At 35.6% G+C, this 19,558-nt stretch carries 23 protein-coding genes; 17 read left to right on the top strand and 6 right to left on the bottom strand.

The genetic code is table 11. From position 1 onward, the window contains the following. Positions 1-2: 2 nt before the first annotated feature. Positions 3-902 (bottom strand): branched-chain amino acid ABC transporter permease, encoded by a 900-nt coding sequence (locus E4O07_RS02005; protein WP_253686999.1) that lies wholly within the window; start codon positions 900-902, stop codon positions 3-5. A 263-nt stretch (positions 903-1,165) separates the two neighbouring features. On the opposite strand from E4O07_RS02005, the gene E4O07_RS02000 reads away from it, so the two are divergent. The 7 genes from E4O07_RS02000 to cbiT all read left to right on the top strand — a co-directional run bounded on the left by E4O07_RS02000 (position 1,166) and on the right by cbiT (position 5,259). Then, positions 1,166-1,810 carry an FCD domain-containing protein gene (locus E4O07_RS02000; protein ID WP_253686998.1) on the top strand — a complete coding sequence of 215 codons (645 nt, stop codon included), beginning with the start codon at positions 1,166-1,168 and terminating at the stop codon, positions 1,808-1,810. A gap of 5 nt (positions 1,811-1,815) precedes the next feature. Continuing rightward, positions 1,816-2,277, top strand: a complete 462-nt coding sequence (locus tag E4O07_RS01995; RefSeq protein WP_253686997.1) for a YbaK/EbsC family protein — start codon at positions 1,816-1,818, stop codon at positions 2,275-2,277. An 83-nt stretch (positions 2,278-2,360) separates the two neighbouring features. Next, positions 2,361-2,498 carry a CD1871A family CXXC motif-containing protein gene (locus E4O07_RS01990; protein ID WP_253686996.1) on the top strand — a complete coding sequence of 46 codons (138 nt, stop codon included), beginning with the start codon at positions 2,361-2,363 and terminating at the stop codon, positions 2,496-2,498. Next, entirely contained in the window at positions 2,491-3,411 is a 921-nt protein-coding gene (locus tag E4O07_RS01985; RefSeq protein ID WP_253686995.1) for a 4Fe-4S binding protein, read from the top strand. The genes E4O07_RS01990 and E4O07_RS01985 overlap by 8 nt, the downstream gene beginning before the upstream one ends. Before the next feature lie 71 nt (positions 3,412-3,482). Next, on the top strand, positions 3,483-4,079 hold the full coding sequence (locus tag E4O07_RS01980) for a TlpA disulfide reductase family protein (protein WP_253686994.1): 597 nt from the start codon (positions 3,483-3,485) through the stop codon (positions 4,077-4,079). Positions 4,080-4,082: 3 nt separating this feature from the next. Beyond that, entirely contained in the window at positions 4,083-4,682 is a 600-nt protein-coding gene (cbiE, locus tag E4O07_RS01975; RefSeq protein ID WP_253686993.1) for a precorrin-6y C5,15-methyltransferase (decarboxylating) subunit CbiE, read from the top strand. After that, positions 4,669-5,259, top strand: a complete 591-nt coding sequence (cbiT, locus tag E4O07_RS01970) for a precorrin-6Y C5,15-methyltransferase (decarboxylating) subunit CbiT (RefSeq protein ID WP_253686992.1) — start codon at positions 4,669-4,671, stop codon at positions 5,257-5,259. Before cbiE ends, cbiT begins: the two co-directional genes overlap by 14 nt. Before the next feature lie 6 nt (positions 5,260-5,265). Here the strand turns inward: cbiT and E4O07_RS01965 are convergent, their stop codons facing one another. Then, complete coding sequence (locus E4O07_RS01965; RefSeq protein ID WP_253686991.1) at positions 5,266-5,583, bottom strand: hypothetical protein; 318 nt, start codon at positions 5,581-5,583, stop codon at positions 5,266-5,268. Between the two features lie 16 nt (positions 5,584-5,599). Beyond that, on the bottom strand, positions 5,600-6,445 hold the full coding sequence (locus tag E4O07_RS01960) for a hypothetical protein (protein WP_253686990.1): 846 nt from the start codon (positions 6,443-6,445) through the stop codon (positions 5,600-5,602). Between the two features lie 171 nt (positions 6,446-6,616). Here E4O07_RS01960 and E4O07_RS01955 point away from each other — a divergent pair, with 171 nt between their 5' ends. From E4O07_RS01955 to malQ, 10 genes are all read left to right on the top strand, one after another. Next, on the top strand, positions 6,617-7,555 hold the full coding sequence (locus E4O07_RS01955) for an ABC transporter ATP-binding protein (protein WP_253686989.1): 939 nt from the start codon (positions 6,617-6,619) through the stop codon (positions 7,553-7,555). A 29-nt stretch (positions 7,556-7,584) separates the two neighbouring features. Further along, positions 7,585-8,724 (top strand): ABC transporter permease, encoded by a 1,140-nt coding sequence (locus tag E4O07_RS01950; RefSeq protein WP_253686988.1) that lies wholly within the window; start codon positions 7,585-7,587, stop codon positions 8,722-8,724. A gap of 10 nt (positions 8,725-8,734) precedes the next feature. Next, the gene (locus tag E4O07_RS01945; protein WP_253686987.1) at positions 8,735-9,895 is read left to right on the top strand and encodes an ABC transporter permease; all 1,161 of its coding nucleotides are present in this window, start codon (positions 8,735-8,737) and stop codon (positions 9,893-9,895) included. A gap of 78 nt (positions 9,896-9,973) precedes the next feature. After that, on the top strand, positions 9,974-11,125 hold the full coding sequence (locus E4O07_RS01940) for a sensor histidine kinase (protein WP_253686986.1): 1,152 nt from the start codon (positions 9,974-9,976) through the stop codon (positions 11,123-11,125). Between the two features lie 61 nt (positions 11,126-11,186). Further along, positions 11,187-11,726: a bifunctional adenosylcobinamide kinase/adenosylcobinamide-phosphate guanylyltransferase gene (cobU, locus tag E4O07_RS01935; protein ID WP_253686985.1), complete on the top strand. Its 540-nt coding sequence runs from the start codon at positions 11,187-11,189 to the stop codon at positions 11,724-11,726. 20 nt (positions 11,727-11,746) lie between these two features. Beyond that, positions 11,747-12,529, top strand: a complete 783-nt coding sequence (cobS, locus tag E4O07_RS01930) for an adenosylcobinamide-GDP ribazoletransferase (RefSeq protein WP_253686984.1) — start codon at positions 11,747-11,749, stop codon at positions 12,527-12,529. Positions 12,530-12,560: 31 nt separating this feature from the next. Continuing rightward, positions 12,561-13,151 carry a histidine phosphatase family protein gene (locus tag E4O07_RS01925; RefSeq protein ID WP_253686983.1) on the top strand — a complete coding sequence of 197 codons (591 nt, stop codon included), beginning with the start codon at positions 12,561-12,563 and terminating at the stop codon, positions 13,149-13,151. An 86-nt stretch (positions 13,152-13,237) separates the two neighbouring features. Further along, entirely contained in the window at positions 13,238-14,344 is a 1,107-nt protein-coding gene (locus tag E4O07_RS01920) for a D-alanine--D-alanine ligase family protein (protein WP_253686982.1), read from the top strand. Positions 14,345-14,363: 19 nt separating this feature from the next. Then, a complete protein-coding gene (locus E4O07_RS01915; RefSeq protein WP_253730577.1) occupies positions 14,364-14,978 on the top strand; it encodes a hypothetical protein in 615 nt (204 codons plus the stop codon). Further along, a complete protein-coding gene (gene malQ, locus E4O07_RS01910; RefSeq protein WP_253686980.1) occupies positions 14,975-16,597 on the top strand; it encodes a 4-alpha-glucanotransferase in 1,623 nt (540 codons plus the stop codon). The genes E4O07_RS01915 and malQ overlap by 4 nt, the downstream gene beginning before the upstream one ends. A gap of 353 nt (positions 16,598-16,950) precedes the next feature. Here malQ and E4O07_RS01905 read toward each other — a convergent pair whose 3' ends face one another. From E4O07_RS01905 to eno, 3 genes are all read right to left on the bottom strand, one after another. Then, positions 16,951-17,268 (bottom strand): hypothetical protein, encoded by a 318-nt coding sequence (locus tag E4O07_RS01905; protein WP_253686979.1) that lies wholly within the window; start codon positions 17,266-17,268, stop codon positions 16,951-16,953. Next, entirely contained in the window at positions 17,265-18,098 is an 834-nt protein-coding gene (locus E4O07_RS01900; RefSeq protein ID WP_253686978.1) for a hypothetical protein, read from the bottom strand. The genes E4O07_RS01905 and E4O07_RS01900 overlap by 4 nt, the downstream gene beginning before the upstream one ends. 75 nt (positions 18,099-18,173) lie before the next feature. Beyond that, complete coding sequence (gene eno, locus E4O07_RS01895; protein WP_253686977.1) at positions 18,174-19,481, bottom strand: phosphopyruvate hydratase; 1,308 nt, start codon at positions 19,479-19,481, stop codon at positions 18,174-18,176. Between the last annotated feature and the right edge of the window lie 77 nt (positions 19,482-19,558).

Below are 19,558 nucleotides of genomic sequence, written 5' to 3'. Positions count from 1 at the left end.
TCCTATGCCTTATCTATATTTTTTTTGCCCATTAGGCCTGAGGGCCGAATAAGAAGAACCAATATCAATATTACAAAAGCAACAATATCCCTATATCCGGAACTTACATAAGCGGCAAAAAGAGTTTCTACTAATCCTATAAGGAGCCCTCCTACAGCGGCTCCCGGAAGAGATCCCATACCACCAAGTACTGCTGCCGCAAATGATTTTAAGCCGACAGAGGCACCCATTAAGGTATCAACTCGCTGATAATACATTGCAACCATCAAGCCCGAAATACCTGCAACTGTTGTTCCTATAAAAAATGTAATAGTTATAACTCTATTTATATTTATTCCCATAAGTCTTGCAGCTGTTTGATTTTGTGAAATAGCCCTCATTGATTTTCCCAAACGCGTTCTAGTAACAATAAAAGTTAATAAAAGCATTATGACTAAAGTAACAACAAGTATAATAACCTGTATCCATTGTACTACTGTTCCTCCGGCAATCGTAAATTTACCCAACTTTAATAAATCCGGAAAATATAAGGGAACAGTGCCAAAAATTAAAAGCACCGAGTTATTAATTATTGTCTGAACACCAACAGTGCTTATCAGAGACGAAATAGGAGCTCCCCGTTTTACTCTTATAGGTTCCAAAGCAACCTTATCCATCAAGGCCCCCAAAAAAGCTGTAATAATTATTGAAGTTAAAAAGGTTATGCTTAGAGCGAGAGGAACCGATATATTCATAAAAAATTTTAGCAGAATGAATTGACCTATATATGCTGCAAGCATATAAAAAGAGCTATGGGCAAAATTAGTTAGCTCCAACACACCATATACCATGTTAAAACCTATGGTTACCAATGCATATGTACTTCCTATAACTAAACCATTAATTAATTGCTGCAATAACATCAGGACCTCCATTTACATCATTCAATCACTGATATATTATTGATATATCTATATTGTAAACCAGAATTTTCCGGCTGTCAACAAAAAAATTTATTTTTTTCAAATTTTCTTTGCTTTTTTGACTTAAACCTCTTACAATTTATAATCTAAAATAATATAATATGAAAACAATTGAACTAATGTCATAAGTTATGCTATAATATGACGAGTATAATTTTTAATCGCAAAACTTTAAGTAAAGAAGCTTATATAGAAAATCTGATATGACAAACAATAAATTGACAACAATAAAAATCTCCTTAAAGCAGGATGCTTACATAAAGATATATGACCTCGTAACCGATAATACAATCAAACCGGGAGATATAATCAATCTTTCAGATTTAGAAAAGTATTTAAAAATAAGCAGGGCACCGATTAGAGATGCACTAATAGAACTTTGCAATGAAAACGTTTTTAAGAGTATTCCGCGATACGGATATGAACTAATCAAGCTCCGACAAGAAGACCTTGTAGAAATGTTAAACTACCGCTTAGTTCTGGAGTGCGGTTTTTTGGAAAAAAACTGGAAAGAAGTTGCGAGCTGCGATCATGAAACATTAAATTATCTATTGGAACATACTAGAAAATTGAGCAACACAAATGCTGTAAGTGAGTGGCAAAATAACTCGATATTTCATATAGGCTTATTCAAATTACATAATAATTCTCATGCCTTATTAAGTTTGGAGCATACAATGAAAAAAATGACACGTTTTTTTATTCAAAATTATTGGGAAAAATGGGAAGAAATAACAAAAAAGACTTTTAGCTCACACCATGAGAACATAATTTATGCCATAAAAGATAAGGATAAGGCAAAAGCTCTAAAATACTTAAATGAAGATATAGGCGGATTTAAAAGGTAAAATAAATGGGATTAAAAGAAGCAAGAGAACATTTAAGGCAGTTTTCATTGGAAGACAGGATTATAGAATTCGATACCTCAAGTGCAACCGTAGACCTTGCAGCGGAAGCGGTAGGATGTGCACCCGAGTTTATCGTAAAAACCCTAGCCTTTATGGTAAAAGAAGAGCCTATAATCATCCTACTTGCAGGCTCGGCCCGCATAGATAATGCAAAATTCAGAAAGGCCTTTCATTGCAAAACAAAGATGATGAATGAAGAACAGCTTTTAAGTTTTATAGGCCATCCGGCAGGAGGCGTCTGTCCCTTCGGATTAAAGACCGAGGTTCCTGTCTATATTGATGAATCTATAAGAAATCTGGAAACGGTATATCCCGCAGCCGGTACCGAAAATACGGCTGTCCGTATGAATGTAAAAGAACTTGAGAAGGCTTCAAGGGCAGCGGCTTGGGTCAATGTGAGTAAGTAAATAAAATTTTAAAACAGAGTCTGTATCCAAATATTATATTAAGTTGTATATATAATGTAACTTAAAATCAAGCAGGAGGATAAATGAAAAAGAAAATAGCGGCGCTCCTTGTTATTATATTGGCAACAGGTTTTACTCTTATAGGAATATACCGCGGAGAGGTTGCTGTCGTCCTCAAAAAAGCCGTAAATATTTGTACGGAGTGCATAGGAATTGGCTAAACAAAATAAACAAAAAACGCTGAACAAAAAACGTCATGCTATTCAAGTCCTAGGGATGATGGCATTAAACGGAAACCTCACAGGATTTTTAAAGGGGCAAATTTATAAAGGGCCTATGAAAAAGGTCTGTATACCGGTTCTAAACTGTTACTCATGTCCGGGTGCCCTATTCGGCTGTCCCATAGGTTCGATACAGGCAACGATAGGAAGCAGGAATTTTAACTTTGCATTTTATGTTGTAGGACTCACGACCCTTTTTGCAATAGCGGCGGGAAGACTTTTTTGCGGATATATTTGTCCCTTCGGTCTAGTACAAGATCTCTTGGATAAAATTCCATTAAAAAAATTTAAGGTTCCGCAAAAGATAAACAGAATTTTAAAATACCTAAAATACTTTATCCTTGCCTTTTTTGTGTTTGTTTTACCCTTTGCCCTGCAGGACAAGTACGGCTTAAGCGATCCCTACTTTTGTAAATATATTTGCCCATCCGGAATTGTCTTCGGGGCTATTCCGCTCATATCGGTAAACCAAGCCCTTACCTCCTCTTTAGGAGCCTTATTCGGACTTAAACTAACTATAACCGTAATAATAGCGATGCTTTCAATAATTTTTTACAGACCCTTTTGCCGTTATTTATGCCCACTCGGAGCCCTTTTAGGCATCTTCAATCCTATAAGCCTTTACCGACTAAAGATCAACAACAAGTGCATAAGATGCAAAAAATGCGAAAGAACCTGCAAGCTCGATATTCCGACATATAAGGCACCGAACAGCCCTGAATGTATAAGATGCGGAGAATGTATCAAGGCCTGCCCTGTTCACGCCATCGACCACAGTTTTCTTTTTACGGAAAAACCTACAAACACAGGCCCAATTATAGAAGAAAAGAATAATTTTTCTCAAATCCCTTGATTATTCCATAAAGTCTGAGTATATTTTCGGGTAGAAATTTGAAAATTATTTTATAATATAGGAGTTTACAAATGAAAAAATTACATTTTTATGTGTTAATAGCAATATTTGCAAGCGTATTTTTTATATCTTGCTCGAAAGCAGAAGCAAAAGGTAATGAAGAAGCAAAGACATCTGCAATTACAAGTCAGTCGGAGTCAAAAACTTCAGATGATGCTAAAAACCGGCTTAAATTTTCAACAAAGGACCTTGACGGGAACATGGTTACGGATGAAATTTTCGCCAAATACGATATTACCTTGATAAATATTTGGGGAACATTTTGCGGTCCATGCAGGGCGGAGTTACCCGACTTGGAAGCAGCTTACAAGGCCTATGCCGATAAAAAAGTAAATGTGATAGCCCTTACAGCCGATCTTCAAGAAGGAGATAAAGAAACCTTAGCCTTTGCCAAAGAATTATGGAAGGATGCAGGCTGTTCTTTTCAGGCCCTCATAACTGTCGATAACTTTCTTCCCATCTACCAGCAAATTGCAGGTGTACCTACAAGTTTTATTGTAGACAAAAGCGGAATGCTCATTCCCGGGACCATTCACACAGGAAGATTAAATAAGGCCGGTTTTGAAAAACTTTTTGAAACAGCTTTAAAAACTGTAGGCTCAAAATAAAACATGTCTTTAATTATTGCCGGGGCAGGGCCCGGAAATATAGAACTTTTAACCCAAGAGGCTGTACATTCAATCAAAAATGCAGATATAGTTGCAGGTTTTGAGCGTATAGCCTCCGATATTCAGCCTATAAGAGATGACGTAAAAACTCTAAAAACAATTTCGGAAATTCTCGATCTCCCGATAGAATCAAAAAAAGTTTTAGTCCTTGCCTCAGGCGACCCCTGTTTTTTCGGCATTACCGAATTCGTAAAAAAGAAAAACATAAAAATAGAAAAAATTATAACAGGTATTTCTTCAATGCAGTACCTTATGAACAAACTTCAAAAACAATGGCAGGCTCTATCCTTTTACTCCTTTCATGGAAGAGAGGTAGACTTTTCCTCTATGAAGGACAAGGAAAGCTTTTTTATTCTTACCGATAAAACGAACAATCCCGATACAATTTCGGCGCGCTTAAAAGAAGAAGGTTTTAGAGGAAGGCTTTTTGTAGGCTACAATCTTTCATATCCCGATGAGTTGATTGAAGAATATAATATAGGCGATAAGATTATAGTAAAATCTTTTTTAAATACGGTACTTGTTGAAAATGAAAAATATTAAAGACTCGGACTTTATCAGAGGCGAGGTGCCGATGACCAAATTCAATATCAGAAACCTTTCTCTTTCCCATCTTCAAATAGAAAAGGGAGATAGATTTTTGGATATCGGCGGAGGCACCGGTTCCGTATCGATTGAAGCGGCCTTGCAGGGAGCGGAAGTTTCAACAGTTGAATTTAACGAAGAGGCCTGCTCCCTGATACTGGAAAATGCAAAAAAATTCGGGGTCAAAATAAATTTGATTTCGGGCAAGGCCCCTGAGGCTCTTTTAAACTCTGAATACGGGTCTGTAAAATTCGACAAGTGTTTTATCGGCGGAAGCGGAGGCGAGCTAAAAAATATTTTTGAGTATCTTGAAGAGCATTTAAAAAAAGGCGGAATAATCTGTGCAAATTTTATTCTTATAAAAAATTTAAACGAATTTTTAGAGCTCCTCCCGAAATACGGATATACCGAAATTGAAGCCCATCTTATTCAAACCGCCTCAATGGGAAAAACAGGCTTATTTAAAAGCGAAAACCCGATTTATATCGTAAGGGCTTGCAAAAAACCGGATACCGAACTAAAAGAACAAGACTGATTAGCTTTAAAAATGCCTTTCCTTTAAAAAGGTGCAAAAACTTGCTATAAAAAAAGCTATCGGTGTGCTTTCAAAAATCAGAGAAAGAATGGGAATATGCCCTATAGTAAAAAATTTAGTATTTATAAAGCCGAAATATGTGAGCGTATCGGTTAAAATCGAAATATACATCAAAAACACACCAAGCACAAAAAGAATCATTGAGACCTTCTTAGTTTTACTCCATACTATAATTCCGAAAAAAACGGCAGCCGCTCCTAAAAACAATTTTGTGAACAATAGAATAGGATAACCTTCCGATAAAAATTTAACTAAATCATTCATTATTTAATCCTTTATTTTATGTTTGAGCCTTAAGAAAACTCTCAAGCTCGGTGTATACTCTTATTTTCGGCAATATCGACGGAATAGTAAAATAAGGAGACAAAAGAATATGAGAATCCAAGGCAGATTTAAAAAAATCCTCATATTTTTCTTCATCCAACTTTGAGAAAAGATAGGGACCTTCCATATTCCAAAAATTGGAACAAAGCTCCTCTACCCTTCTGCATGACTTTATGTTTTTTGCAAGCTGCTCTTTTTTCTTTTTTCCACGGGCCGAATTTATCAATTCTTCATCCGAAAGTTCTTTTTCTTGTTCTCTCAATTTAATGATTCTTATCAAATCGAAAAAGGCTTTGGCTAAAACTTCCTTTTCGGCTGCAGAAACTGCACAGGACATAATAGGAAGAGGATTTTTAGAAACAAGAATTTTTATCGAGGTGCAAAACGGAGGATTTACAAAAAAGGCAGCTTTGGTCTTTAAATTTTCCGATGAGGGCAAAAAAGGCTTCCAAATATTTTCGCCAATTGAAGATTCGGAAACGGTTGTATTATCTCTCATTTCCAAAAATGAAAGAGCGGAGTTCCATTCCGAAAGAAGGTAAAAATAAGGGTGCTCGGGAAAAAGAGAATTCAAGGCCTTTTTAAGACGATAATCCCCCGAAGAAGGCAAGAAAGCGTTTAAACCCTTATCTATGCTTTGTTTAAAAACCAATGGAGCCTGGTTTTCTCTTCGGCCCAATATCGACATTCCTCCATCCAAGTACATATCCAAGAGTCTTATATTTTTTTCGGTATAAAGGTAAAATCCGCGGGCTCGTTTTATGTTCCCGTACCGGCTTCTTATTTCATCATAAAAATTCATTACTTCTCATTCTCGCAAAAAAAAGCCCTTTATACAAGGGCCTAAGATAAGATTTTTGATAGGCACCATTACTATTTTCCCTATAAAAAATGACTTTCGGCACTTTTATTTTAAGCAAAATCGATTAAAATTGGGGCATATCAATCAACAAACTTCTTATGGAGGCGTTTTATGAAAATATTGGAAGTTAAGGATGTATCAAAAAAATACGGAAAAAAGCAGGTGCTTTCAAACGTTTCTTTTGATATTGAAGAAGGCGATATGTTCGGCCTTATAGGGCCTAACGGTGCCGGAAAATCCACCCTGATAAATATAATAACGGGAATCTTGGACCCTTTAAGCGGTGAGGTGCTTATAGGCGGACACAGTATAAAAAAAAGACCGATAGAGGCAAAGAAACTCATGGGCCTCGTACCACAGGAACTTGCCTTATCGGAGGATATATCGGCAATCGACAACCTCAATTTTTTTGCAAGCCTTTACGGCCTTTCAGGAAAAATGCTAAAAGAAGCTGTAAACGAGGCCTTGGAAGTAGTCGGCTTAACGGAAAAGAAAAAAGAAAAGGTGAAAAAATTTTCCGGAGGAATGAAAAGAAGGCTCAATCTTGCCGCAGCCATCATGCATAAGCCCCGTCTTTTAATCTTGGATGAGCCTACGGTAGGTATTGACCCCCAATCCAGAAACAATATCTTTGAGTATTTGCGCAAAATAAATTCACAAGACAAGACTACAATTCTTTACACTTCGCATTACATGGAAGAGGTTGAAGAGCTTTGCAAAAATATCTTTGTAATCGATGAGGGCAGAGAGATTGCCTACGGCTCCCTTAATTCCGTAAAGGAAAAGGCCAACGGAACCGTAACCCTCGAAATAAGAGCGGACAATATAAATGAAGAGCTGATGGAAAAAATCCGCCTCCTTGACGGAGCCTTAAATGTAGAGCAGACAGGAGACAAGCTAAATATCCTTTATGAAAGAGAGAAGGTAAATCTTGATGAGGCTATCAAGATTTTACAAACATCAGGAGCCGTAATCAAGGCCTTACAAATAAACGAGCTCAATTTAGGTGAAGTTTTTTTACAGCTTACCGGAAAAAAATTGCGTGAATAAATTTATTAAAAGTTTTTATAGGAGAAAAGATGAAAGCATTTTTAAAGATTACGCTTATAGCGATAAAAGATAACTTCATTACATTTTTTTTGGTTTACCTTTGTTTGCCGATAATTTTTGTCGGCTACAACGGTTTTTTGCAAAAAGATAATTTTAAGGCCGAAACAAACGAAAAGGCTATTCCGGTTTTTCTAAACGATGAAGACAAATCCGCATTATCGGAACAGCTGACCGGTATTTTAAATTCGGATATCTTAAAAAACTTCATAAAAATTGAAGAGGAACAAAGTGCAAAATACACAATTAAGATTCCTAAAGGCTATCAAAATTCTGTAGAAGAAAACAAAGACTTTGATATTTTAATTATCGGAAAAGAAAAGTCTTCTGCAGCAATTATGGTTTTATCAAATATAATTAAAAACATAAGCAGTTCCATCAACGGGAATCATAAAATAACTAAGGCTATTTCGGCATCTTCGCAACCTGAAGATCTTATGAAGCAATATCTTAATATTCAAAAAGAAAGTTCAAAATCTATAGGAAAAATTACTATGCACCCGGCCCTGCAAAGTATGTCAAGCTATGAAGCCTATGCAATAGCCATAAGTATATTGTTATTCTTTATGTTTGTTATGGAGCCTATTACCTTGGCATATAAGAAAAAGCATGTAGGCCTTACCCTGCGTATTAATTCGATACCTAAAAGTTCGACCTATATCTTTAATGCTCAAATAATAAGCACAGCACTAAAAGCTTTTATTGCCATCGTAATTTATATTTTAACTTTTAGATTGTTAAAAGTTTCTTTTATGGGAAATCCTATTCTGCTTTTTATATACGCTTTAAGTTTTTCACTCGTGACAGGAAGCATCGCATGTTCACTTACAACTTTTAACAAAAAGGAAATTATCTATACTATAGTAATAGGTGTATTTTTTATATTTGGAGTTTTAGGAACAGTTCTTTTTACAATTCCAAATGACAATAAAATTTCAAAAATATTTTTAAAATATAATATTTCCAAAATTATAACAACCCCTCTTAAGGATCTTGTTGTGGAAAATTCTTTTGGAGGAATGTTAAGCAGCCTTATTATAATGCTAGCCCTTGGTGCGGCATTTTATATTTTTGGTTTACTTATGGTAAATTTTAGGAAGACGGAAATTTAAGGGGGCGGATATGAAAAAATTCTTGATTTTATTTTTAGCACAGTTAAAAAGAATATTGAAAAATATGTCAAATACAGGAATGCTGATTTTTTTTCCTTTTGCGATGATAATTTTGATTCTTATAATAGGATTTATTCTTAAACCAAAAGAGACTGAGACTTCAAAAAAGAGTACTGAATATACAGTTCAAATGAATGAGACAGCCTATTTTGTAGATGATTCCGGAGATCTTTGGGAAAACTTTTTTTCGGGTCCCGAGTCTACGATTCGTCCTGAAAATAGAGAAAAGGAACTGGAAAAGGCTAAGGAAAAACTTGCAATGGGAAAAATACCGGGCCTTATAATTATACCTAAAGATTTTTCCGAAAAGATTTCAAAAGGAGAAAAACCGGAGCTTGAAATTTTAAAAACGAAAGAAAGCGTTGTTCTTGATAACAGAATTCAAGCCCTGAATTTAAGCATAAATGCTTATCTTTTGGATAACTTTATTAAAAGCTCGGATCTTTCCGGCAAAAAAGGCAGTCTTTTAAACAACAATATAAATGTGGTATTTAAAGCTCAAGATAACGGAAACATCATAAGTCTAGGCTTAAAAATGATGACCTTACTCGTATTGTACATAATACTTTTCGGCTCAAATGCAATTGCTACAGATCTAATAAAATTCAGAGAAACAAAGATGCTTGCACGTGCAATAATAAGCCCCAATTCCGAATTTAAAATAGTGGGAAGTTTTTTATCGGCCTTTGTATTTATTCAGGTAGTAATAAACATGGTTGTTTTTGTTTTTGCGACAATAGTATTTAAACTGGAGATTACAGGGCTTCTCTTGATATTTTTAGCTGTTGTTTCAACAAGCTTTTTTGCCCTCTCCATAGCCATTTTAGTCGCGAGAATTTTTAAAAAAGAATCTCAGCTGCCATTAGTATCGAATATGACAAGCCTGATTACAATAGTAATGTTTTTCCTTGCTCTGATTGCTGTCATGCCCTTTGTTTCGCTTCCGCCTGTATTTAAAAATATTTCCATGTTATCACCTTTATATTGGCTTATGGAAATGCTTGAAAAAGAAAAACTTTTTCCGAATATATTGATAGTTTGGGCAATGTGTGCCGCAATTTTTACGGCCGGCAGCCGGAAGATAAAAGAGTTTAACAACGAAATCAATTAATTAAAAGGAGGCAACTTCTGCCTCCTTTTTTGAACACCAATCTTGCAATATCTTAATTATTATAATATAATCAGACATATGAAAAATAAGTTTTTTATTTTTATTCATTATTTTTTAATAGCATCAAGCCTTATTCAAATAAGCATAAATGGAGATAAACTTAGCGGAGTTCAATTTTTATTATATCTTTGTTTTATTATTTTATTTAATCTTAGACTTTTCTATATAAATAATAAGACCTTTCTTTTTTTTATTCTTTGCTTAACCGATTGGACTCTTTGTTTATTACTGCATATAACCGGTGCGGACATTCCGTTTCTCCTATTTTTAATTCCTTTGATAGATAGTTTTTACTATAATTCAAAGCCGTATACCTATATCCTCGGCACGGCAGGACTTGCAGTCTCAATATTTTCATTAAGAAATTTTGATGTAGGAACAATGGTAAACTATACGGCTCTTTTTATTTTAAGCGGAGGAGTTTTAGAGTATTTTAAAAACAATCAAAATAAAATTATTTCTTTCCAAAACAAAATAGACGAACTTGATATTCAAAAAGAAGAGCTTTTAAATTCCATTCATGATTTGGAAATATACAATGAGTCGATCGAAGATCTTATGACCTTAAAAGAAAGAAACCGTATATCACGAGAAATCCATGACAGCGTAGGACACGGACTTTCTACAATGATTATTCAGCTTAACGCCCTCTATGCGGCCGCAAAAAACAACAACGATGAGTTACCTCAAAAGATTTTAGATTTAAATTCCTTTGCAAAAAAGAATTTAGAAGAAGTCAGATTTGCTTTGAGAGAATTAAAACCGATAGACTATAACAAATATGAAACAATAATTTTAATTCATAACCTGATAAACGAATTTAAAAAAATGACAAATATCAATGTACAGTTTACCTTCTCAAAAGATATTTGGAGTTTAAACGAAAAACAAAGCCACGCAGTATATAAGGCAGTGCAGGAGTTTTTATCCAACTCTGCAAAATACGGCAAGGCTTCAAAAATCATAATTCATTTTTCCTATACAGAGACCTCTCTCATAGTAACCATGAAGGACAACGGCATCGGCTGTACCGAAATCAAAAAAGGAATAGGCTTAAAAGCTATCGAAGAAAGAGTAAAAGAAACTGATGGAACGGTTTACTATGAAAGTCTTCCTGCCGTAAAAGGCTTTTTTATGCGGCTGTTGTTTTTTAAAAATAGAACGCTTTAAAACCTGTCACTAGGCGTCTTTGCCCTCTTAACATTTTTCTTTTTTTTGATATAATTACCTTATGATAACACTTATAACCGGCGGATCAAGGAGCGGAAAATCAGCCTATGCCGAAAAACTTTTAGACGGGATAGACAATGTTGTCTATATTGCGACCGCCGAAATCTATGATGATGAAATGCAGGAAAGAGTTAAAAAACACATTGCAAGACGCAATCCCAAATGGCGCACATATGAGGGCTTTTTAAATTTAGAAAAGGCCGTCAAAGAAGAAAAGCACTATTTACTTGACTGCATAACAAATTTAATTTCTCGAATTCTCTTTCAAATAACCGGAGAAAAAGAAAAACCGAACGAAGAAGATATACAAAAAACAATAGAAGTCTCATTAACTCAAATTAAAAATCTTATTTTAGAAATAAAAAAAATAAACGGCTCCTTAATTCTTGTAACAAATGAGGTAGGATCATCTATTGTACCCATGCACCCGGTATCAAGAGCTTTTTCGGATATTCAGGGAATAGTAAATTCAAAAATTGCCGAACTTGCAGATGAGGTTGTACTCTGCGTTTGCGGTTTACCTATAAAAATAAAATCTTAACTAAAAAAGAGAGTATCAATATGAAAGGATTTATCTTAGCTTTGCAGTTTTTTACACGCATACCCATAAATATAAACGTCGACTTTAACGAAAAAAATATTAAAAGAGCTTTTTATTTTTTCCCTCTTATAGGGGCTCTGATTGCAAGCCTTGTGCTTATTCCGATTTATTTTCTTCCGCAAAAGTATCTTGAAATATCGGGCTTCCTCAGCTTACTCCTATACTTGTTTTTAACGGGCAGCATTCACCTTGACGGAGTTGGAGACACCGTAGACGGTTTTTTTTCTGCAAGAAAAAAAGAAAAAATATTGGAAATTATGCAGGATCCAAGAATTGGAACTTATGGAACAATAGGCCTCAATGTTTTTTTGCTTCTTAGATACATAAATTATTCTACCATAATGCCCGATGCAGGACTTCTTATATTAGCCGGAATAATTTCGCGGCTTTCAGGTTTGGCTGTGGTAGTTTTCTCAAAACCTGCAAAGGATACGGGTCTCGGCGCCCTCTTTCATAAAGCGGCCTCCAAGGCCGGTTTTTTCTTTTGGCTCATAATCGTATGCATCCTTTCGCTTTTTGCACCTGAGATAGCAGCCTTTTCAAAAATTCAAGGTGCCTTTATTTTAACGGAGCGCATAAAATATTTACTCTTTCCTGCAATCGCACTCATTCTAACATTTATCGTAATAAGAATCTCATACAAAAAAATCGGCGGCACAACAGGCGACGTAAACGGTTTTATTGTCGAATTAACGGAACTTGCAGTTTTAAGTACAAGTTTTTTTATCACAGTTCATTTATAAAAATTTTGCAAATAAGCTTTAAGGATAGAACATGAAGATAGTTTTAATAAGACACGGAATAACGGTAACAAATAAAAAAAAGATATTCAGCTTGGATGACAGTCCCTTGGCGGAAGAAGCCTATCCCATGCTTGACGAGTTAAAACCCAGGCTAAAAGAATTTGCTTCGTTTAAGGTTTATTCGAGTCCTTTTAAAAGAGCCTTGCAAACAGCCGAGTACCTGGGGCTTAAAAATATTCAAACCGATAAGAGACTTCAAGAATATAATTTCGGTATTTTTAAGGGTTTAACATTTGAAGAAGCTCAGGCAAAATATCCTCTTGAAGCAAAAAACTGGATCGAAAAGAACGATACCGTAGCTCCTCCTGATGGCGAAACATCCTTTGACCATTTTAAAAGAACTGCAGAATTTTTAGAAGAGACAGCCTTAAAAGATGAAGACATCATAATCGTAACACACTACGGCACAATAACTATGGCTCTCGCCTGGGCCTTGGATAATTTTTCTTTAAGAAATAAATTTGCTCCTAAAAATTCCGCAATCAGCATCTTAGAAGTTTTTTTATCGGATAATAAAAGTGAGATTGCGTATAAGGGTATTGAAGCGGTTAATACATTTTAATCTTATCCGATTGAAAATTTTACAAAACAATGATAGAATAACTTACGTCAATTTAATTTTACAGACAGTAATTTATGGGAGTAAATATGAATATAGCAATCATCTATGGCGGAAAATCCAGCGAGCATGAGGTTTCTCTAAAATCGGCATCGTCGATTATAAGGACAATAGATAAAAAACACAGGCTACATCTGATAGGCATTTCAAAAAACGGAACATGGTATTTACATGATGACGCAGAAAGAGAGCGTATTATCAAAAACGAAAAGGCCGTTTTAAAAATAAAAAAAGATGAGGCAAAGAGAGTAACCCTTATTCCGGGAGGAGGCACAAAAAAAGGCTTAAAAGCAGGAGACGAGTTTTTACCGACCGATGCAGTCTTTGCCGTTTTACACGGAAGGTTCGGCGAGGACGGCACAATCCAAGGTCTATTTGAAATGGCAGATCTCCCCTATGTAGGGGGCGATGTAATGTCCACAAGTATATCTATGGACAAAGAAAAAACCAAAATGATTTGGGATTATTCGGGCCTTCCCATCGTGCCTTACATAGCAATCAAAAAACAAGACTGGGATGATCCCGAAAAGAAAAAGACTCTCTTGGCAAGAGCCGAAAAGGATTTGGAATATCCCCTCTTTATAAAACCTTGCAGAGCCGGAAGCTCTGTAGGAGCCGGAATGGTAAAAAACAGAACAGAACTTTTGGAGCAGGCAGAAGAATCTTTTTTATGGGATAATAAAATTTTAATTGAAGCCTGTATCGAAGCCAGAGAAGTAGAATGTTCCGTTACGGGAAACACAAAAACGATAGCCTACATTCCGGGAGAAATAATTCCCACACACAAATTTTATGACTATGATGCAAAGTATACCGACCCGAACGGAGCCGAATTAAAGATTCCGGCAGACTTAACCGAAAGTCAAAGAAAAACAATCAGGGAAACCGCTATCAAGGCCTATGAAGCCTTGGATCTTTCAGGTCTTTCCCGAGTAGATTTTTTTATCGATAAAAGAACCGGAAAGATATATTTAAATGAGGTGAACACTATTCCCGGCTTTACCTCAATTTCGATGTTTCCTAAAATGTGCGGAGCTTCAGGCCTTCCATATAACGAACTTATCATGCACTTGATTGAACTCGCAATCGACAGATTTGATACGGACAGAAAACTTAAAACATGCCGTCAATCTTAAATTAAATCAACTAGGAACGATGATAAAAAAGAAAAAAGAAATATTTTTTTTAAACATAATTTTTATTCTCATATTCTTTTTAATTATTGTTATGCCGGTAATTTTGCCTAAAAGCTATTATGCTGCTTTTAGTTTTAACATAAGTTTTTATATAATTTTTCACATAATGAGTTTTGCCTTATATTCTTTTTATTATAAAAAAGATGAGGCAGCAGTAAAAAAACTTATAAACAGTTTAAAAGAAAATCTTACTGAAGCCTTAACCCTATCTGCAATAAAAGTACCGGTTATTTTAAGCCTGATTTTTTTATTAAGATATTTTTTAAGCCTAAAAACTATTACCGGATATTTTTTATCGGGACTCATCATTTTTATCTTCTTAATTTTTGAGCTTTCCCTTTTTTGGTATCCCGCAATAGTTTGCTTTCAAACTAAAAGTCAGGGAATAATCGCAAACTTAAAAAAAGCCTTTTATCTTTTTTTTGAAGATTCTTTTTTTACATATAAGATAATATTTTTAAGCGCCTTAAAATTATTGATTTCATTACCTGCCCTGTTTATATTTCCGGGAATTACGGGAATTATATTTTACATAGCAGAAAACTATAGATTGATAACGGAGGAAAACAAATGAAAAGACTTTCAGGCATCATCTTACATCCTACATCCCTTCCGAATAATGAAGGAGTAGGTACAATAGGTAAAGAGGCTTTTGCCTTTATAGATTGGTTAAAAAAAACAAGAACAGGAGTTTGGCAGATGCTTCCTATAGGCCCAACAGGTTACGGAGATTCTCCCTATGCATCTTTTTCGGCCTTTGCAGGAAACCCATATCTTATAAGCCTTGAAGCTCTTTATGAAAAAGGCTTTTTAGAAGAGAGAGATTTTAACGAATACAAAAAAATAGTACACGAAAATACTAATCCTGAAAGAGTTGACTTCGGTTTGATCCATTATCATAAAACAAGGATGCTAAAAAAAGCCGCAGCATTCTTATCACAAAAAATAAAAACGGACTCATTTTTAAAAGAAGAACTTGAAAAATTCTATCAAGAAGAAAATTTTTGGCTGGAAGGCTATGCCGCCTTTATGACAATTAAAGAAGATTATGAAGAGAGGGCAAATAAAGAACATCTGCCGCAAGGAATCTGGAGCGGTGTTTGGCCTAAACCTCTTGCCTTAAATAAAGAAAAACCTGTTCAAGAATTTTTAAACGCGCACTCCGAAGAGTATGAAATCCAAAAGATTATACAGTTTTTCTTTTTTTCGCAGTGGAAAAAATTAAAAAAATATGCTGAAGAAAACGGCATACAACTTGTAGGCGACATTCCGATATTTGCGGCAATGGATTCGGCCGACGTTTGGCAAAACCAAGCTTTATTTTTACTGGACAAGGAAGCCAACCCTAAAGCCGTCGCCGGCGTACCTCCCGATTTTTTCAGCCCGACAGGACAGCTTTGGGGCAACCCTCTTTATGACTGGGCTAAGATGAAAAAAGACGGCTACCTTTGGTGGAAAAGCCGCATACGGCACACCCTAAAACTTTTCGACATAATCAGGTTAGATCACTTTAGAGGCTTTGAAGCCTTTTGGGCAATTCCTCAAGGTGCACGAACAGCTCAAGAAGGCAAATGGGTTAAGGGGCCTAACCATCATTTTTTTGAAGAAGTACAAAAGGATCTCATTTCGTTGGATGAAAAATACAGGGCAGAGCTCCCGATTTTATCCGAAGACCTTGGAGTGATAACACCCGAAGTTGCCCGCCTGCGGGATGATTTTAATTTTCCGACGATGAAGATATTACAATTTGCCTTCGACTTAAACGAATTAAAAGGAGAAAAACTGACTAACCCCTATCTGCCTCATAACCACAAAAAAAATTGTGCCGTATATACCGGCTCCCACGATAACGACACCATCATGGGTTGGCTTGAAGGTTCTTCCGAGGAGATGCTGAAATTTATTTATACCTATCTTTACGGAAAAAAAGTGGATGAAAGGATTTGCTCTATTTTACAAACTTTTGAATTTAAAAAAGAATTAGCCTCCGAAATAATCCGCACAACATTTTCTTCCGTCGCCGATTTTGCTGGCGTTCAGATGCAGGATCTTTTATTTTTAAATTCGGAAGCAAGAATGAACGCTCCATCGACTCTGGGTACAAACTGGCAATGGAGGCTGACCGATGATTACGAAAACTGCGATATGACCGAAAAACTTCAACTTTGGAATGTCTTGTACAATAGGGACTGATACGTTAAGATTATTTTACGATTTACAGTTTGGATAATGTACTACTGCTCCGCCTATTTCCAAAAGTCCTGTCAGTGGGGAGGTTTAGTAATAATTTTATTTTGGCGGACTGCTCAATTTTGTTTTTTAGCATTACGAAGAAAACAAAATTGTGCACCGCTCTTTTCAGGGCTTTGCTAGCGCTTCGGTATCTTTCCGCAGAAATTACTGCGGAAAGATGTACAGCAAAAGCAATTTTTATAAATTGCTTTTGCTCCCTTTCAATCGCTGTCCGAAAGAGATAGTTTGCTTGTGAATAAATGCAAAATTTTGTTTTCATAGCAAAAACTATTTATTTTAACAACGAACAAAAATCAGCTTTCATCAAACATATGATCATATTTTTTATACCAGAAATAAGGCAAGACATGGCGCCCCATCACATACAAATACAATAAGCCTGTTAAAATCCATAATACTAATAAAATACTAACCAGAATGTTAGTATAATACCACTGTAAAGCTGATACCTGAATATTTTCCATATCTTCTTTATTAGTTAAATAATAATTGCCATTTATAATATCTGTTGTATCAAAAATTAATTTTCCGCTGGCATAATACTTATCTGTTCTAGCAAGAATTACAAATATTACAGTCAATATTATAATGCATATTCCAAATTTTTTCATATTTCATTTCCCAAATTAAAAAAATCAAAATTATACCAATCAATATTAGCCCATCTTTTTTTATCTCCGTTAAGATAAGTACCTTCAAAAATTTTAATATTACTAAATCTAATTTCCAAATACAGTCCTAAAGCATCCATATTCATTCCATATAAATCTTTTGATACCCTTTCAAATTCAGAAGCTATTCTACTTTCCGCATATTTACAAATTTCGGCTTCTTGAATTTTATCAATTTTAGATTTTGTATCTATCACAACACAAACAACAGACCCTTTCAAAGCTTTAAATATTTTTACATTTTCAATATTCTTGTTTATAGATTTTAAATCTTTTACAAAATTTTCTACATCAACATTTCCTATAGTTCTATCTATATCAATATCAATATTTTCATAGTAGTCGAATTCGTTTATTTTAAAATCAAAAGAAGTATATAATAAAATTCTGTTATTTACAAAAATACGCAGTTTAACAATAGTATCGTTTTTAATAAACTTATCAATATCTTCATAAGCGGAAGGATATTTCTTTGATGTTTTAGTTATAACATGAGAAAAAAATGTTTGTGTATTTTTAATACTAGTCACATTTACATCTTTCGAAAAATAAAAATTAAAATTAACTATATTTTCAGACACATAAACGGAACATTTTTTTAAATTTTCTATTTTATATAATTCCCAAAAATTACCTTTATCCTCAATGTATATTCTATCTTTTTCATTTGAAAGATCAAAACATTTTTCGGGAACACCATTGTTATGATTTTCAACGGAACAAGAAAAAAGCAATAACAAAATACAAATAAGATAAAAAAGTTTTTTCATACTCTCACAAAAATATTTATTTCCCCATATAATAAAAACCCGGCAAGACCTAAATGGACCCGCCGGTTAAAACTATCATCTTTTATTTTTTATCAGGTTTGCAAATGTTGCCATGCCTGCATAGCGGGCGTTGTAGCCGAGCTCATCTTCGATCCTCATAAGCTGGTTGTATTTTGCTATGCGGTCGCTTCGGCTCATTGAACCGGTTTTAATTTGTCCGGTTTCGAGGGCTACGGCCAAGTCGGCAATAAAGGCATCCTCGGTCTCGCCTGAGCGGTGCGAAATAACGGCAGTGTAGCCGGCCTTTTGAGCCATTCTTACGGCATCGATTGTTTCGGTAACCGTTCCGATTTGGTTAAGCTTTATCAAGATAGAATTGCAAGCTCCTTCTTCAATACCGCGGGCAAGCCTCTTTGTGTTTGTTACAAAAAAATCGTCGCCTACAATCTGAATCCGGTTTCCCAGTTCCTTTGTCATCTTTGCGTAGCCTTCCCAATCGTTTTGATCGAGAGGGTCTTCAATAGAAACAATCGGATAATTGTTTATCCAATCCTTAAACAAATCTATCATTTGATCTGCATTTAAAATTTTAGAAGGCTCGGACTTCCAGAACTTGTAGCCCTTTCTGCCGCCTGCATCAAAGAGCTCCGAAGAAGCGCAGTCCAAGGCGATTACTATATCCTTGCCGGGCTTGTAGTCTGCCTTTTCAATCGCCTTCATTATGTAGTCCAGAGCTTGAACATTTTCGATGTTGGGAGCAAAACCGCCCTCATCGCCTACAGCCGTAACATGTCCGTCTTTTTTTAGAATATCTTTTAAAGCATGGAAAACCTCAGCAGTCATCCTTATGCCTTCACGGATTGATGGAGCTCCCACAGGCATAATCATATACTCCTGAAAATCTATCTTGTTGTCGGAGTGGCGTCCTCCGTTTATTATATTTGCCATGGGAACAGGCATCTGCATTGCATGAACGCCTCCCAAATAGCGGTAAAGCGGCAGGCCTAAGCTGTCGGCAGCGGCGCGTGCTACGGCCATCGAAACACCGAGCATAGCATTTGCGCCGAGCTTGGATTTATTTTCGGTACCGTCAAGATTGAGAAGCATGTTGTCTATCTCGGCCTGATCCAAGGCATCAGCCCCGTCAAGCTCCTCGGCAATAACCGTATTAACTTGGTCAACAGCTTTCAAAACACCCTTTCCCATGTAGCGGCTCTTATCGCCGTCCCTCATTTCCAAAGCCTCATATTCTCCGGTAGAAGCCCCTGAAGGAACACAGGCCCGTCCGTAGCTAAAATCGCTTAACTGAACCTCAACTTCTACAGTAGGATTTCCCCGCGAATCTAAAATCTCGCGGCCTTCAATATAAATAATATCAGACATATTAACCTCCTTAAGATAAAGCCGATAGTTAATTCTACTCTTATTCCAAAATAAAATCAAGCCGAAAAGAAAATCCG

It is taken from the genome of Treponema sp. OMZ 798, assembly GCF_024181385.1.
GTDB lineage: Bacteria > Spirochaetota > Spirochaetia > Treponematales > Treponemataceae > Treponema_B.
This window is presented reverse-complemented; position numbering and strand designations above follow the sequence as displayed.

Coding starts and splice junctions, on each gene's coding strand:
- E4O07_RS01900 (WP_253686978.1), bottom strand. CDS start 18,098: ATGAAAAAACTTTTTTATCTTATTTGTATTTTGTTATTGCTTTTTTCT.
- cobS (WP_253686984.1), top strand. CDS start 11,747: ATGAAAGGATTTATCTTAGCTTTGCAGTTTTTTACACGCATACCCATA.
- E4O07_RS01905 (WP_253686979.1), bottom strand. CDS start 17,268: ATGAAAAAATTTGGAATATGCATTATAATATTGACTGTAATATTTGTA.
- E4O07_RS01990 (WP_253686996.1), top strand. CDS start 2,361: ATGAAAAAGAAAATAGCGGCGCTCCTTGTTATTATATTGGCAACAGGT.
- E4O07_RS01960 (WP_253686990.1), bottom strand. CDS start 6,445: ATGAATTTTTATGATGAAATAAGAAGCCGGTACGGGAACATAAAACGA.
- E4O07_RS02005 (WP_253686999.1), bottom strand. CDS start 902: ATGTTATTGCAGCAATTAATTAATGGTTTAGTTATAGGAAGTACATAT.
- E4O07_RS01995 (WP_253686997.1), top strand. CDS start 1,816: ATGGGATTAAAAGAAGCAAGAGAACATTTAAGGCAGTTTTCATTGGAA.
- E4O07_RS01915 (WP_253730577.1), top strand. CDS start 14,364: ATGATAAAAAAGAAAAAAGAAATATTTTTTTTAAACATAATTTTTATT.
- E4O07_RS01950 (WP_253686988.1), top strand. CDS start 7,585: ATGAAAGCATTTTTAAAGATTACGCTTATAGCGATAAAAGATAACTTC.
- E4O07_RS01940 (WP_253686986.1), top strand. CDS start 9,974: ATGAAAAATAAGTTTTTTATTTTTATTCATTATTTTTTAATAGCATCA.
- E4O07_RS01920 (WP_253686982.1), top strand. CDS start 13,238: ATGAATATAGCAATCATCTATGGCGGAAAATCCAGCGAGCATGAGGTT.
- E4O07_RS01965 (WP_253686991.1), bottom strand. CDS start 5,583: ATGAATGATTTAGTTAAATTTTTATCGGAAGGTTATCCTATTCTATTG.
- cobU (WP_253686985.1), top strand. CDS start 11,187: ATGATAACACTTATAACCGGCGGATCAAGGAGCGGAAAATCAGCCTAT.
- cbiT (WP_253686992.1), top strand. CDS start 4,669: ATGAAAAATATTAAAGACTCGGACTTTATCAGAGGCGAGGTGCCGATG.
- cbiE (WP_253686993.1), top strand. CDS start 4,083: ATGTCTTTAATTATTGCCGGGGCAGGGCCCGGAAATATAGAACTTTTA.
- E4O07_RS02000 (WP_253686998.1), top strand. CDS start 1,166: ATGACAAACAATAAATTGACAACAATAAAAATCTCCTTAAAGCAGGAT.
- E4O07_RS01945 (WP_253686987.1), top strand. CDS start 8,735: ATGAAAAAATTCTTGATTTTATTTTTAGCACAGTTAAAAAGAATATTG.
- E4O07_RS01980 (WP_253686994.1), top strand. CDS start 3,483: ATGAAAAAATTACATTTTTATGTGTTAATAGCAATATTTGCAAGCGTA.
- E4O07_RS01925 (WP_253686983.1), top strand. CDS start 12,561: ATGAAGATAGTTTTAATAAGACACGGAATAACGGTAACAAATAAAAAA.
- eno (WP_253686977.1), bottom strand. CDS start 19,481: ATGTCTGATATTATTTATATTGAAGGCCGCGAGATTTTAGATTCGCGG.
- E4O07_RS01955 (WP_253686989.1), top strand. CDS start 6,617: ATGAAAATATTGGAAGTTAAGGATGTATCAAAAAAATACGGAAAAAAG.
- malQ (WP_253686980.1), top strand. CDS start 14,975: ATGAAAAGACTTTCAGGCATCATCTTACATCCTACATCCCTTCCGAAT.